This window comes from Pseudoalteromonas atlantica (assembly GCA_007988745.1).
GTDB lineage: Bacteria > Pseudomonadota > Gammaproteobacteria > Enterobacterales > Alteromonadaceae > Pseudoalteromonas > Pseudoalteromonas atlantica.
The window spans coordinates 1-15,457 of sequence record BJUT01000074.1 but is presented as its reverse complement, the minus strand read 5'-3'; the positions used below and the strand labels follow the sequence as shown (position 1 = coordinate 15,457).

8 protein-coding genes are annotated in these 15,457 nt (G+C 43.3%); 3 read left to right on the top strand and 5 right to left on the bottom strand.

Annotated elements, in window-relative coordinates:
* The first annotated feature begins 287 nt into the window (after positions 1-287).
* The 3 genes from PAT01_RS18685 to PAT01_RS18675 all read left to right on the top strand — a co-directional run bounded on the left by PAT01_RS18685 (position 288) and on the right by PAT01_RS18675 (position 5,901).
* Positions 288-2,816 (top strand): TonB-dependent receptor plug domain-containing protein, encoded by a 2,529-nt coding sequence (locus PAT01_RS18685; RefSeq protein ID WP_404821061.1) that lies wholly within the window; start codon positions 288-290, stop codon positions 2,814-2,816.
* Between the two features lie 206 nt (positions 2,817-3,022).
* Positions 3,023-3,916: a DUF4097 family beta strand repeat-containing protein gene (locus tag PAT01_RS18680; protein ID WP_154945986.1), complete on the top strand. Its 894-nt coding sequence runs from the start codon at positions 3,023-3,025 to the stop codon at positions 3,914-3,916.
* 95 nt (positions 3,917-4,011) lie between these two features.
* A complete protein-coding gene (locus PAT01_RS18675; protein WP_138611257.1) occupies positions 4,012-5,901 on the top strand; it encodes a monovalent cation:proton antiporter-2 (CPA2) family protein in 1,890 nt (629 codons plus the stop codon).
* Between the two features lie 128 nt (positions 5,902-6,029).
* Here PAT01_RS18675 and PAT01_RS18670 read toward each other — a convergent pair whose 3' ends face one another.
* From PAT01_RS18670 to PAT01_RS18650, 5 genes are all read right to left on the bottom strand, one after another.
* Positions 6,030-7,967, bottom strand: a complete 1,938-nt coding sequence (locus tag PAT01_RS18670; protein ID WP_154945985.1) for an AAA family ATPase — start codon at positions 7,965-7,967, stop codon at positions 6,030-6,032.
* A 309-nt stretch (positions 7,968-8,276) separates the two neighbouring features.
* Positions 8,277-8,990, bottom strand: coding sequence for a hypothetical protein (locus PAT01_RS18665; RefSeq protein WP_154945984.1), 714 nt, complete (start codon positions 8,988-8,990; stop codon positions 8,277-8,279).
* A 161-nt stretch (positions 8,991-9,151) separates the two neighbouring features.
* Positions 9,152-10,939 (bottom strand): alkaline phosphatase, encoded by a 1,788-nt coding sequence (locus PAT01_RS18660; protein ID WP_024034005.1) that lies wholly within the window; start codon positions 10,937-10,939, stop codon positions 9,152-9,154.
* Positions 10,940-10,950: 11 nt separating this feature from the next.
* A complete protein-coding gene (locus tag PAT01_RS18655) occupies positions 10,951-12,534 on the bottom strand; it encodes an alkaline phosphatase (protein ID WP_154945983.1) in 1,584 nt (527 codons plus the stop codon).
* 210 nt (positions 12,535-12,744) lie between these two features.
* Positions 12,745-15,171 carry a TonB-dependent receptor gene (locus tag PAT01_RS18650; protein WP_154945982.1) on the bottom strand — a complete coding sequence of 809 codons (2,427 nt, stop codon included), beginning with the start codon at positions 15,169-15,171 and terminating at the stop codon, positions 12,745-12,747.
* Between the last annotated feature and the right edge of the window lie 286 nt (positions 15,172-15,457).

Sequence of the window (15,457 nt, the reverse complement as noted above, 5' to 3'; positions counted from 1 at the left end):
TCGCCCCTAGACTGAACAAATTTCAATCCGCAAAGTGCAACACGCCCTAACTTGGCCTTTTTTGTTTTTTCAAAAAAACCGACAACTTACCTTGAATTTGCAGCTATTCGACACAAGATTGCAACTCGAGCGATCTAAACGTCTATAGCGGGCGTAAACTGTCATTTTAGTTGTTAACAACTTAGAATAACTTAGACAGTTTTTATCTTTGCACACAGGTAGTGCCTTCTATATTATGCGCTCCTTTGAAAAATCAATAGTCAGCAGCCCTTAAGGGAATCAACATCATGTTAAAGCAATTATCAGCCAAAAAAGTAGCACTTAGCCTGGCCGTTACCTCTGCGCTTGGCGCGTCTTATTCTCCTGCATTTGCTGCAGAACAAGACACTCAAGCACAAGAAAGTATTGAAGTGATTTCGGTTACCGGTACCCGCAGAAGCCTGCGCAGTATTGCCGAAAGTACCGTACCTGTAGATATTATTACCAGTGGTGATATGCAAAGCACGGGTCAGCTAGAAATTAGCCAAATACTGGCCAACCAAGTACCTAGCTTTAACTACCCAAGCGCCACCATGGGTGATGGTACAGACCACGCTAAACCTGCTGTATTACGTGGTTTAGCACCCGATCACACCCTAGTGCTTATTAATGGCAAACGCCGCCATGCTGGCGCGCTATTAAACTTAGCGGGTGTTGTTGGCCGTGGTTCTACCGCTGTTGATTTAAACATGATCCCAACATCAGCCATTAAACGCGTAGAAGTACTACGTGATGGCGCAGCAGCGCAGTATGGCTCAGACGCCATTGCCGGTGTAATTAACATTGTACTTAAAGATGCTTCAGAAGGGGGCAGCGTAAGCGTAACCTACGGCGAGTACGACACCCAAATGGCTGGCGTACCTCAGCTAGAGAGCACCTACGCAGATGCAGATGGCAACCTTGCCTTTAATACCGGCGCCGACCGCGAAGTAAACGACGGCGCAAGTCGTACAATTAGCGCAAACTCTGGTTTTGAGCTTTTAGATAACGGCTTTGTGAACGTATCAATTGAGTATCGCGATAACGACTCTACGCAGCGCTCAGGCTTTGACCCGCGCGAGCAATACGACCGCTTAGAAGATGGCAGCCTAGACCCACGCGAATTTACCATCGACCGTTACAACCACCGCTTTGGTAAAGCAGAGCTTGAAGACTACGCGCTGTTTTACAACATGGGTTACGACTTTGATAACGGCTATAACCTGTACTCGTTTGGTAGCTACTCAAAACGCGAAGGTAACTCAGGTGGTTTTTACCGCCGTGCAAAAGACAGCCGCAACGTTTTAGAAGTGTATCCGGATGGCTTTTTACCGCAAATTGAAACCGACGTACAAGATTACTCATTTGCCCTAGGCCTGCAAGGCGAAACTGGCGAATGGACCTGGGATGTAAGTACCAACTACGGCCGCAACGACTTTGGCTTTGGGGTTGTAAATAGTATAAATACATCTCTAGGTGCCGACAGCCCAACCGAATTTGACAACGGTGCATTGGTTTACGATCAGTTTTTAGTAAACGCTACGGCAAATACAGTGCTAGATTTTGGCTTGCCAGATGACGTATTTTTTACTGTAGGTGCAGAATACCGCCACGAAAGCTACAAAATTGAGCAAGGCGAAGAAGCTTCTTACATTACCGCTTTAGATAGCGATGGCAATCCAATTGCTGCCGGTGGCGCACAAGTATTAGCTGGTTTTGGCCCAGAAAGCATAACCGATGAAAGCCGCCATAACGTAGCTGTATTTGTTGAGTTTGATACTTACCTAACAGAAGACTGGAACCTTGTTTTAGCGGGTCGCTACGAAGATTACACCGACTTTGGCGATACATTTACATCAAAGCTTGCGTCGCGTTACAGCATTAACGAAAACCTATCATTGCGTGGTGCAATTAGCACAGGTTTCCGTGCGCCATCACTTGCGCAAAGCTCGTACCGCCAAATCTCTACCGTACTTGAGAACAACCAACCGTTTGAAGTAGGTTTATTCCCTACCGATTCAGCGGCAGCGCAAGCGCTAGGTGCTGAACAACTAGATGCCGAAGAATCTGTAAACGTAACGGCTGGCTTTATGTACACACAAGGCAGCTTTAGCCTAACTGTAGATGCCTACCGCATTGATATTGATGACCGTATTGTATTGTCTGAAAACCTAGAGGGCGATGCTGTAGTAGAAATACTGCAAAATGCCGGCGAGCTAAACACAGAAAGCGTACGTTACTTTACTAACGCTATCGACTCGCGCACGCAAGGTGTTGATATTGTTGCTACCTACAACTTAGATTTAAGCGATTTAGGTGACTTACGCTTAAACGTAGCGGCTAACTTTAACGATACCGAAGTAACACATGTAGATGACAACCCAAGCGAGCTAAACTCACTAGGTGACGACTACGTAGTATTTGCACGCCGCGAAGTAGGCCGATTTGAAGAAGGCACGCCAGATAGCAAATGGAACCTATCAGCAGTGTGGAACTTTAACGAATGGCAAACTACCCTTCGTGCAACGCGCTACGGTGAAGTGGCTGATATTTCTACCACGGCCGATCGCGATGAGTACATAGACCCTAAATGGATCACCGACCTAGAAGTAGCCTACCGTCCAGACGAATACTGGAAATTTGCAGTAGGTGCAAACAACTTGTTCGATCAGTACCCGCAAGCAACGGTAGATAACATTGGTTACTCTGACTTTGGCCAAATATTTCCGTACACGCCATATGCACCGTACGGATTAGACGGGCGTTTCCTATACGGTAATATTACTTACAGCTTTTAATAAATAACCTAAAAGCAAACACTTAAAAAGGATGCCATGTGCATCCTTTTTTAATTACTTCTTAGTGTATTTAACCACTTATTAGTAAATCCACTTTTCATAAACACATCTCACCCCAATAAAATCAATGACTTACAATTGGTCTCGTTTTTGCTCTACTATGCTTATACAAAACAAGCATAAATAACAAACACAAAGGACTAAACATGAGCTCATCAACTGTATCTAACATTACAAAACCACTTTCACTTATTGGCGGCATTTTATTATTAAGCGGCTGTGTGTTTCATATATCGCCAAGCGTTGCCTCAGTAAAACAAACTCAGCAGTTATCACTGCCAGGTAATAACCTAGAATACTTAAACGTATTAAGCGGTGCAGGCTCTCTTGAAATAAAAGGCTCGCCCAATGCCACCAGCATAAGTGTAGATGCCACAATTTTTACCGCCGACATTGAAGACGAATACACGCTTACCCTTGAGCAAAAAGGCAAAAAAGCTACCTTAGTTGCTAACAATAATACTGCCAGCGGTATGCGTTTTTACAGCGGCCAATCGCCACACATTGATTTAGTGGTTACCGTGCCAAGTAATTTAATGCTCGATATTAATGATGGCTCTGGCGACATTGCAATAAGCGCCATGCAAAATAATATAGATATAGAAGACGGCTCAGGCAGCTTATCTATAAACAGTGCTAAAAACCTTACTATTGAAGATGGCTCAGGCGATATAACCCTTGAAAACATCACCGGTAACTTAGCGCTTACCGATGGCTCTGGCAGCGTAAATATTAATAATGTTAGCGGCAATGCAGTTGTTGATGATGGCTCGGGCGATATGCGTATTAGTAATGTGCGCGGCACGTTAACTGTTGAAGACGGCTCAGGCAGCATTGCTATTAATAACATTAATGGCGCAGTAGATGTAGACGATAACTCTGGCGATTTAGTCATTGAGCACGTGCAAGCAAGCGTAACCATTGAAGATGGCTCGGGCAATATTCGTGTAAACCACGCTATGGGGCTTACCATTACCGAATCGGGCTCTGGCGATGTAAGCATTGATAACATTAACGGCCCTGTAAAAGTAGCCGATTAATTATGACTAAATGATCCATTTTCAGCCACATGACCCATTGTATTTTTAAAGCCACTAAGCCATGCTAAAAGCCTTGATACTATTAGGATATACGCGTGTTAGAAATAGCTTTAATTTACTTAGCGGCGGCCATAGTGGCTGTACCTATTGCCAAGCGAGTGGGACTTGGCTCGGTACTTGGTTATTTAATTGCGGGCATACTAATTGGCCCTTACGCCCTGGGTATTGTGGGCGATCAAACAGATGTAATGCACTTTGCCGAGTTTGGTGTAGTGATGATGCTGTTTTTGGTTGGCCTTGAGTTACAACCAGCCCGTTTATGGAAGCTTCGCCATTCAATATTAGGGCTTGGCGGCTTACAGGTCGTACTTACCGCCGCGGCTATTTTTGCGTTTTGTTATTGGGTTTTTACCATGCATTGGCAAACCGCCCTCGCCATTGGCTTAATGCTGGCGCTGTCATCAACCGCTATTGTGCTGCAAAGCCTTGAAGAAAAAGGCTGGCTAAAGCAAGAAGCCGGGCAAAATGCATTCTCGGTTTTGCTGTTTCAAGACATCGCCATTATTCCTATTTTAGCGCTACTGCCGCTACTGGCTTTTGCGCCGCAAAGTAGCTCAAAAGACATTAGCGACTCAATTATTGCAAGCTGGCCGGTATGGCAGCAAGTTGGCGTATCGGTAGCGGTTATCGCCGCTATTATTGCCGGCGGTAAATATGTGTCGGCCCCGTTATTTAGATACATAGCGCAAACCCACATGCGTGAAATATTTACTATTTTTGCGCTATTTTTAGTGGTGGCTATTGCCCTTGTAATGCAAAGTATTGGTTTATCACCAGCACTCGGTACATTTTTAGCCGGTGTGGTCCTTGCTGAAAGCGAATTTAGACACGAGCTAGAAGCCGATATAGAGCCCTTTAAAGGCCTACTTTTAGGGCTGTTTTTTATCACTGTTGGCGCATCAATCAACTTTGAATTATTAGCGGATGAATTTACAACCGTTATTGCACTCGTTGCGCTGCTTATTGTAGTAAAAGCCTGTATTTTGTTTGCCCTTGCCATCACCTTTAATATTAGTAAAAAGCAGCGTTTGCTGTTTGCACTAGCGCTGGCACAAGGCGGCGAATTTGCCTTTGTACTTTTAAGCGTAACCACTACATTAAGCATATTAACGCCAGAGCAAACAAGCTTAGTCACGTTAGTGGTGGCTGTTTCAATGTTGGTTGCGCCACTGTTATTAATGGCTTACGAGCAGCTACAAAAACGCACCAGTAACAGCGCGCCCGAGTTTGATAAGCCCGAGCAAATTAGCAGTGCTAAACACGTTATAATTGCAGGCTATGGTCGCTTTGGGCAAATTATGGGTCGCTTATTACACGCCCAAGGCTACGACATTACTGTACTTGATCACAGCCCAAGCCAAATAGAACTCCTACGCCGCTTTGGCAATACCGTATTTTATGGTGATGCAGCCCGCCAAGAGCTGCTAGAAGCCGCAGGCGCGCACACCGCGCAAATGCTAATTGTGGCAATAGACGATGCAGACAAAACCCTCGAAATTATTAAGCTTGCACATAAAAACTACCCGCAGCTTAAAATTGTTGCCCGCGCTATCGACCGCCGCCACGCGTATCAATTACTTAATTTAAAAGTAGATGCCTTTAACCGCGAAACGGTCGACTCCGCCATTAACCTAGCGGTCGATGCATTAGAGCTATTAGGTAACAATAAAGAAGATGCCCAGCGCGCCGGAAAACTATTTAGAGACCACGACCGCGCTGCCGTATTGCAACTAGCCGAACTTTGGGGCGACGACGCCAGCTACGGCGTAGCCGTGCGCCAACGCATGGAAGATTTAAAACAAGTACTGCAACAAGACAAGCAGGCACAAAGTGATTTAAATACCTGCGATAGCGGCGACTGTGAAGACGGCCTAACAGAGCTAGCTGATAGGCCTAAAAAGCCTGATGATTCTCATTTGGAGTAAAATTAGGTAGCTACCAAACTTAATAGGCTTTTCCAATAGTTTAGTGGACTTACTAACTATCTTTCATCAGCTTCATATTAAATAAATACGATGAATTGGGAATTATCCATAAATGATTTATGAACAGCCTAACCAAGAGCATCAAATGCACTTTTAATTGGCTCTGGAATTTCAGGAGCACCAAGATGGTTACCAATGATTTTACCCCAATCAAAACTTTTGTTTGGCCACTCGTCAATTCTATCTGCGCAGCCTATTGCGTTTAGCCTTTGACGAATAAGATCCCGCAATTTCGGTGCGAACTTTTGATTTGCTTGTAAGGTTTGCCCTTGTTGTGCCATAGGAATAGCATCAATAATACTTGTTACATCTTGCTCTGTTATTTCAATATCTTCACCATAAACCTCTCGCACAATTAGTGGCCATAGACTACTAGGAAGAGAATCTTCTAGATCTTGCTTACCTACTACAAATGTTTGTGTATCTTGTTGCTTGTTTGTATCGGCATCAAAGATATATACCGAGAGGTCATCTCGTTTAGCAAAACCATCAATTAGATTATCTAACAATTCATTAGCTATAAAATCGTTTGTACAACCTTTTAAATTTATCAACTGAATATTATTTTCGCGGAGTGTACAACCTGTATATTTATGATAAAGCAACGGAATTAAGGCTTGTTCAGTATTACCTTCGACAATAAGGAACTTATTGAAGAATAGAAAATCACTATTCATTACACCTAGTGTATCAAAGATGTCTCTTATCTCTGAAATTGCTCCTATTTGGGTATAATTACTCTCAATTTTGAAAGTATTTATGTCTCCTAGTTTTGAGGCATTAACAAAAATCGTACTATGGGTACTGACTAATATTTGAAAATGCTGTTCAGTTAACAAACTAAGAGTTTTGATAAACTCTCTTTGGGCTCTCGGGTGTAAATGTGTTTCAGGTTCATCAAAACACCAGACATACCTTTTCTTTGTTGTTGTTTCTTGTTCGGCTTGTAATCTAAGCAATGCAAACCAAATTTGTCGTTTTATACCTTCGCCTTGATTTTCAATATGAACACTCTCTTCGGAACTATCTTTACCTACAAACAAATCTGTAAGCTGATTCTTTAGCTCAAAGTTTACATTGGCACTGATACTTTCAATGCTTGGGACTTCATTATGAATACCTAGCTCTTCAAGCTTTTTATTAATCTTTGTTTGTGCTCGTTTTCGGAGCATGCCTGAAATCTTATTAGCTTGGGCAACTTCAGCTTCGATAGATTCCGATAAGATGGCATTTGCAGCTTTAGTTATCCCTTCAAGTGATTCGTTCCAACTTAAATACGCATACTCAGGGAAAGCAGACTGCAAGTCTTGCTTCCATTTTTTCTGACCAGCAGCATCATTAAACTTAATAAACTTATACGTACAAAGAACCGTATTTAGTATTGAGCGCATTTTCTCATAAATTGTGTGACGCCCTTCACCGTTATCATTGATAAGGTTCTTATTCTCAGGGTTATGAGTGGTCATAGCTGAATTAATTTGGGCTTGGGTGGCGCTGTAAATACCAGCTAAACTCTCCATGCTAGGGTGTTCATGAGAATAATATATATCAGAGGTGCCCGTAGTGGTGTTTATTACCCTTGCTTTATAAAAGTATTTACTCTGATCATCATTAAGCTTAGCTGATTCGAGTACCCATCTTAGGTGGTTAGATATATCGACAGAATCTTTGTCAAAGTCTTCAACTTGAAACTTACCAAGACATACGATGAACTGTTGTTGGTCGTCTTCATCTTGTATAAATAGCTCCGGCAGACCTAGTTCGCGAAAGTGAGCATTAATTTCGTCTTTAGTTAGAGCTGTATGAGACAGATCGTTTTTCTCAGTTTTATCATTTGGAATACATGCAGAAAAAGACTGGTCTAGTAACAACCTTATCGAATTCAGTGATGTGGTTTTACCACAATCATTCTCTCCAATTAGCATGGTTGGAGAATTAGACTTAACTTTAAGAGCCGTTTTTTGGGCGCTTTTATAATTAATAGTAATGACTTCTTTGAGTAACATTTTATTTTGTCCCTAGGAGACTGAAGTTTAATTCAGTAGATTACGTAACAGCTCTATCTGAGGACATTTCCTTACTTTCACAAAATGTCCCTATTGTGTGAACTTCTATTAATATCAAATAGATTAAATTATTACCAACTATAAATATTATGCAGCTGATGGTGTGTGTTTTATAAAAATGGGAAAGTGTTTGCGGTATTGCTTGGGCGGAAATGGCTTAAATTAATCTATTTTTAAATACCTACTTGTAGCTCATAGCCGCCTATCATTCTTTCAGCTATAAGCTACTACATTTAAAAACGCTAAAACCTAGTGATGGTGTCCACCTTGAATCGCTTTACCTTGCTGGTTATAAAACCCCGTTGCGCTGTGCTCTATAAAACCTAGGTTGATCATTTTTGCTAAAAACGGGTCGTTTTCGTTATCGCCAATGTCGGCGTAGTCGGTGGTTTGAAAGCGATCCCATTTGGCAAACTGTGCGGTTATTTCTGCTTTATTGCTGTTTACTTCGTTAAGGCTTAGCAAAGTATGGGTATCGCTTTTTTTATTGGTTACGCTAAAGCTTTTAACCAAGTTTGATTTAGTAAATAAAGCGAGTTTAAATTGGTTGTCGCCCTCAGAAAGTGTGTAGTTTTTTACTTCATCGCAGCCGCTGCTTTGGGTGTTAACTAGGGTCATTTTTTCGATTAAATGCGTATCCACCAGCTGATTTTTAGCGCTCCAACTTTGTACACCGCGTACCTCAGATGGCTGATACTCAATACCGCGTTGCTGAGCATTAAAATAACGAATTGGGCGAATTTGCTTGTTAGCTAAGTGCTGCCAAAGCTCAGTAATTACCTCACGCTGATGCGCAACTTGTGAGTTGTTTCGCCAAAGCGTAAGTGATTGCGTGCTTTGCTCGTTTTTATGAGTATTGGTAATTTTATAGTCGGCTTTTAAATGCGCGCTATCAATTTTACATTGCTGCGCTAGGGTGCTGGTACTGGCAAGTGTTGCCATTAAAAAGAATGCTAGTTTCATAAAATTATCTCTTATTTAAACGTCACTGTAATAGGCATTACCATACCCATTTACAGTGGCATTTTTATGACATAAAAAAACAACTCGCACAGCGTACGAGTTGTTTTTAAATACCCCATTTTTATACGTACTTTATGTGCTGAGCGTACGTATTAAATTACTTATGGCGTTACTTTTTCATCAGCGGTAGTTACTAAGTCTGCTGCAAAGTCCATTACATGGAATAAAAAGCTTTGCTCGTTAGTGCCTGTAACTAAGTGAGCGCCTGGGCCCATTGCGTATACGCCAACATCTTCACCTGCGTGAGTTTCTGAGCCAAGTGGTACAAGTGCCTCTTGGTGAAAGCCGGCTGAAGTTGTATCAACATCGGTTAAATCTACACGCCCTGTAACAGGTGCAAATGCATAACCTGCATCGGCATCGGTTTCATCGCCTAAATCTCTAAAGCCGCCACCGTTGGTGTAGCCAACTGTGGTGTATGGCATATCGTCGGCAGCTAGGCTTGGCTCGGTTTCGCCTACGGCAACAACTTTACCTAATATTGGGTTACCACGTTTAGGGTAGCCTGCAATAGTAAATACGTGGCTGTGATCGGCAGTTACTACTATTAGCGTTTCTTCTGGGTTAGTGTTTTCCATTGCCACTTGCACAGCTTTTGCAAATTCTACTGTGTCGTTTAGGGCATTGTAGGCATTACCCGCATGGTGCGCGTGGTCTATACGACCTGCTTCTACCGATAAGAAAAAGCCATTGTCGTTGTTATCTAGCACGTTGATTGCTTTTTCGGTCATTTCGCTAAGCGAAGGCTCGCCCGCTACATCGTTTGCGCGGTCGGCTTCGTATTGCATGTGCGATTCGTTAAATAAACCAAATACTTTAGTGGCATCGTCGCTAATTGCATCAAAACCGGTTTGGTCCATAACGTAAGTGCCGCTTGGATAAGTTGTTTGCCACTCGGTTACTAGGTTGCGGCCATCAGTACGGTCGCCTTCTACTGCGCTTACTGCATCGGCTGAGTTTGCTGCTTCATCTTTTGGTAAAAAGTGACGACGTCCGCCGCCCATTACAACATCAATGCCATCTACATCAATACCCGCATAACGCGACTCTAAGTTGGCTTCAAAGTTTACTAGTTGCGATGCAATATCTTCACAGGCTTCTGTGCCCTCTGGCATATCTGAGTTATCTTCCCAGTTACGGTCAGCCGATTTAGCATACGTTGCTGCAGGTGTTGCATGGGTAATACGTGCGGTTGAAATAAGGCCGGTTGCTTTACCCGCTATTTCAGCAAGCTCTAACGAGGTAACTAGTTCGTTACCTGTTACCGTGGCACAGTCGCCACGTTCAATGTCTTCATCTACACCAATTACGCCCACATCGGTTTTAACACCTGATACCATTGCCGTCATTGTGCCTGCTGAATCCGGCGTTTGTGCATCTACGTTGTAAGTTTTAACAAAACCTGAGTACGGCATTTTTTCAAAGCTTAACTGGTAGTCTTCACCTAAACCGCCTTCAAGCTGGCCTGCTAAAATACGTGCAGCTGTTACGGTAGAAATACCCATGCCGTCGCCAACAAATAATATAACGTTTTTCGCTTTGCCAGATTCAGTAACCACTTCGCTATTAGCTTGCTGTGTTGCCGCAAGCTTTGTTTGTGCATCGCCATACCATGCGTTAGTAGTTAGGGTGGCAAGTTGCTCGCTGGTAAGTGACGTAGCAGGTGCATTACACACTAAGTTAGAAGAGGTAACTTCGTCGCTATCTAGCACGCCGTTGCCGTTTGTATCTACGCCAGTTTGGGTTTCTACGCCGCCATTAACACATTGCTCAGAGCCTACTGCAATGGTGTTATCTACCGCGAGAATATTATTTTCGTCTTTGTCGTCGTCACTACAACCTGCTAGCGCGACCATTACTGCTAAAGAAAGTACTGTTAATTTGTTCATGTTAGCCGCCATTATTGCTGAGTTAGTTCAAGAGCTTGATTAATTAAATGAAATACTACGTTTTGCTCAATTACGCCTTGAGCTAGCTGTGCACCAGGGCCTTTTGCATGCAGCGAAATATCTTCACCGGCATGGGTTTCTGAGCCAAGAGGGACAGTGGTTTCTTGGTGAAAGCCAACATTGGTAGTATCAACGCCAGTAAGCTCTACACGCCCAGCAACTGGGCCAGTTGTATATGCTGCATCGGCATCTGTTTCATCAACTAAATTTCTAAACCCTAAACCATTTGCATAGCCTACTGTGGTGTAAGGCATATCGTCGGCAGCAAGGCTTGGTGTGGTTTCACCTACGGCAACTACTTGGCCTAAAATTGGGTTACCGCGTTTAGGGTAGCCAGCAATAGTAAATACGTGGCTGTGATCGGCGGTTACTAAAATAAGGGTTTCTTCTGGGTTGGTATTATCTACCGCAGCTTGCACGGCTTTAGCAAATTCAATGGTGTCGTTAAGTGCGTTGTAGGCATTACCCGCGTGGTGTGCGTGGTCAATACGGCCCGACTCAACGGTTAAGAAAAAGCCGTTTTCGTTTTTACCTAATACATCAATTGCTTTGCTAGTCATTTCGCTCAGCGATGGCTCACCGGCAATATCGTTTGCGCGGTCTGCTTCGTATTGCATGTGCGATTCGTTAAATAAGCCAAACACTTTAGTGGCATCATCAGCAATAGCATCAAAGCCTGCTTGGTCCATAACATAAGTACCTTGTGGGTATTGTGTTTGCCACTCAGTAACTAGGTTACGCTCATCAGTACGATCGCCTTCTACAGCGCTAAGTGCATCTGCTGAATTAGCTGCTTCATCTTTTGGTAAAAAGTGACGACGTCCGCCACCCATTACAAAATCAAGGCCGTCTACGTCGGTACCTATAAAACGTGCTTCTAGGTTTTTTTCAAAATTAACTAATTGCGAGGCAATATCTTCACATGCAGTTTCGGTTTCTGGCATGTCTGAGATATCTTCCCAGTTACGGTCTGCCGATTTTGCATAGGTTGCCGCTGGCGTTGCATGGGTAATACGCGCTGTTGAAATAACACCGGTTGCTAGGCCTTTAATTTCAGCAAGTTCTGTTGCTGTTAAAAGCTCATTACCCGATACAGTTGAACACACACCGCGCTCTATATCTTCGTCTACACCAATAACGCCTACATCGGTTTTAACCCCTGAGATCATCGCGGTCATTGTGCCTGCAGAATCCGGTGTTTGTGCATCTACGTTGTATGTTTTTACTTGTGCTGAGTACGGGAACTCTTCAAAGCTTAAATAACCTTCTTCACCTAAATCGCCCGCTCTTTGTCCTTTTAAAATACGTGCTGCGGTAAGGGTAGATACACCCATACCATCGCCTACAAATAAAATAACGTTTTTAGCTTTTGTTGTTTGCTGGCTTTGTGCAAGCGCAGTTTTTGTGGCGAGTGTGGTTTGGGCATTTGTATACCAGTCATTGTCTGTTTGGCTTTGTGGTAATACATCGGCATGACTTGCAGCACTTAACATAAACGTTAAGCCAACTGCCGCAGCAACTTTTTTAATTTTCATCCTTTATTATTCCCATTGTGTAGTGGTTATTTTTTGCTTGAAGCGTAAACCTCAAATAAGTAACCGCTGCACTATAGAAAATAGATGTGACCTCTAAGAGTACTTTTAATTAAAAAACAATGACTAAACCATGACTAAATTAAGACACAAAAAAGCGCAGCGGTTAAACGCTGCGCTTAGCACAATTTTCACAGGGATATATTTATAAAATTAAAAACGTGCCTTAAACGATACACCAAAGTAGCGCTCTGCATCACGCGGAATTTGGTAACGGAAGTTGTCGCCACTGTAGGTGGTTACGTAGCTTTCGTCGGTTAAGTTTTTAGCAATAAGCGATACTCTAAATGCATCATCTTTAAACGATAAGCCCACACTTGCGTTTAAAATACCGTAATCTGGCAGTAACGCTGCTGGGTTAAACTCGCCTACATTGTTTGGTAGGTCTGAGTATTGCTCGTCGGTGTAAATGTAAGAGCCGTTTATATGAATATTAAAGTCGTGCTCGGTTTCAATAAAGTAATCAGCACTTAGTGAGTATTTTAAATCTGGCGAAAACGGGACATCTAAGCCAGAGCGGTCAGTACATGAACCTGCTTCTACCTCTGCCGGACAATTAAACTCGTCAATTTCGGCCTTAATGTACGCAATACCACCGGTTAAAGTAAGTGAGTCGGTAGCCGCCCACATAAAGTCAACCTCAGCACCTTGTGTACTTACATCACCAGCATTGGTTAAACGGGTAATACAGGTGCCGTCTGAACAGTCAAAGTTATTGGCTTGAAAGCCTTCAATTTCGGTTCTAAACACGGCAAAGTTAAATACAAAGTCGCGGCTTGCGTATTTGTAGCCTAACTCGTATGCATCTGACTCTTCTGGCGATATTTCGCGGCTATCGTTATCTGGATTAAAGTTGTAGTACACGTTAAAACCAGGGCCTTTATAGCCTTGCGAGTAAGTACCGTAAACCATTTGGCCATCACCTAGGTCGTATTGCATACCTAAACGACCCGACACATTGGTTTCTTCTGCACTGCCTGATTCGTCAGTATTTAGTGCTGCTGAGCGTACACCTACACCGGTGCGGCCAAATTCGTCATTGCTTACGCGGCGGTGTGTGTACGACACTTCATCGTCGGTATAACGAATACCAAACAGTACACGTAAGTCTTCAGATAAATCGTAAGTACCATCGGCAAAGGCTGCCCAGTTGTTAAACTCGGTGCTCATGTACGCGGTTGCCGATACAATATCGTTAGCATTACAGCTTACACCTAAGCTTTGTGTGTAGCCGTCTAAGTCGGCCAATGCGGCATCAAGCTCTGCACCGGTTAAGTTATTTTGTGCGTAATACGCCATTGCAGCGTCTAGTTGGCCACCGTTATTTTGACAACTTGCGTCACGGGTAAAGTTACGTTGTGAGTCCATGTTCCAGTAAAATAAGCCTGCCACATAGTTAAACGGACCCGCTAGGTTTGAAGTAACTCTAAATTCTTGCGAAAACTGATCCCACTGCTGGGCACCTAAATCGTGTAATTGAAAGGGCGCGCCAAATACAGGTTCGTTACTGTAGCCGGCAATTGAGGTAAAGTCGCCTTCGCGGTATTCGGTGTTATCCCACGAGCGCTGCGCAGTAATAGAGGTGTATGTGTAGTCGCCAATAGTTTTATCAACCTGTACCGAAAACGCGCTGTGTTCGTCAATGGTGCGCGACTCATAGTCGTGATCAACTTTGCGCTGGTCTAGGTCAATATCGGCCACACCATCAACAATACCGTTGCTGTTAGGGGCTGCGTCTGAATCTGGGTTACGGCCACTTGGCAGGGCTTCTAAATCGGCACAACAGTCGTCGTCGGCGTTATAAAATTCGGCAATAAATTTTACGTTTAAATCATCGCTTGGCTCGTATTTAAATACAGCACGTGCGCCTTCACGGTCGTAACCGTTTACTTTTTCGTTGTTGTAAACGTTATCAATGTAGCCATCAAACTTACCTTTAAACACGGTTAAGCTTGCTGCTAAGTCGTCGGTTAAGCCGCCGCTTACCACGCCTTTAAAGCGGTATTCGTTGTCTTGATAAAACGAGGTTTCTACGCTGCCGGTGGTATCGTACGAAGGATCTTTGGTTGTAATGTTTACCACACCCGCCGAAGCATTTTTACCAAATAGTGTACCTTGTGGGCCGCGCAGTACTTCAATGCGAGATACATCGTATAAATCGGCAAAGGCTTGACCAGAGCGACCTAGCACCACGCCATCAACCACGGTTGCTACACTTGGCTCAGCAGCAATACTAAACGAAATAGTACCAATACCACGCACTGTTAGCGCTGAGTTACGGGTTGTGGTGCCTTTTCTAAAGCTCACCGAAGGCACAAGTGACTGCAGGCCTTCCATGTTATTAGCAAACGCCGAATCAATCTGGTCGCTATTAAGTACAGACACCGCAAGTGGTACTTCGTTTAGGCTTTGCGTTCGTTTTTGTGAGGTAACAACAATTTTTTCAAACTGGTCGTTATTGTTTTGCTCTGCTTGTTGTTCAGTTTGCTCCTGCTGCGCATGTGCTTGCGTGCTTAGTGCTAAACCCGTTGTCATTGCTAACGTGACTGCCAAGCTTAAGACGGACTTTTTAGCTCTCATGTCATTCTCCAAATTGTGCGTGTGTGCTGTTAAATTACCGCGCTAGCAAGTGTGTGGGTTGCTAAAAAGCGGTGCCAGAGTGTTGTAGTTATTTTCCTTATATCTCTTATGTCTTATATAAGAGATATAAACTTAAACAAACTTATGTTCTATTGCAAACATTATGTGAATAAAATGTGATTTAAAATTTGTATAAAGAATATAACGGCGCGTTATATACCAACTCGCTTAATTAAGTAATCTATTTTGAGGCTGGAAAAACGTGTTGATAGCTAGGCAAAAAATT

Bases quoted from the DNA above. Each gene is read 5' to 3' on its own strand.
- PAT01_RS18685 (WP_404821061.1), top strand. From the start codon at position 288: ATGTTAAAGCAATTATCAGCCAAAAAAGTAGCACTTAGCCTGGCCGTT.
- PAT01_RS18680 (WP_154945986.1), top strand. From the start codon at position 3,023: ATGAGCTCATCAACTGTATCTAACATTACAAAACCACTTTCACTTATT.
- PAT01_RS18670 (WP_154945985.1), bottom strand. From the start codon at position 7,967: ATGTTACTCAAAGAAGTCATTACTATTAATTATAAAAGCGCCCAAAAA.
- PAT01_RS18665 (WP_154945984.1), bottom strand. From the start codon at position 8,990: ATGAAACTAGCATTCTTTTTAATGGCAACACTTGCCAGTACCAGCACC.
- PAT01_RS18660 (WP_024034005.1), bottom strand. From the start codon at position 10,939: ATGAACAAATTAACAGTACTTTCTTTAGCAGTAATGGTCGCGCTAGCA.
- PAT01_RS18655 (WP_154945983.1), bottom strand. From the start codon at position 12,534: ATGAAAATTAAAAAAGTTGCTGCGGCAGTTGGCTTAACGTTTATGTTA.
- PAT01_RS18650 (WP_154945982.1), bottom strand. From the start codon at position 15,171: ATGAGAGCTAAAAAGTCCGTCTTAAGCTTGGCAGTCACGTTAGCAATG.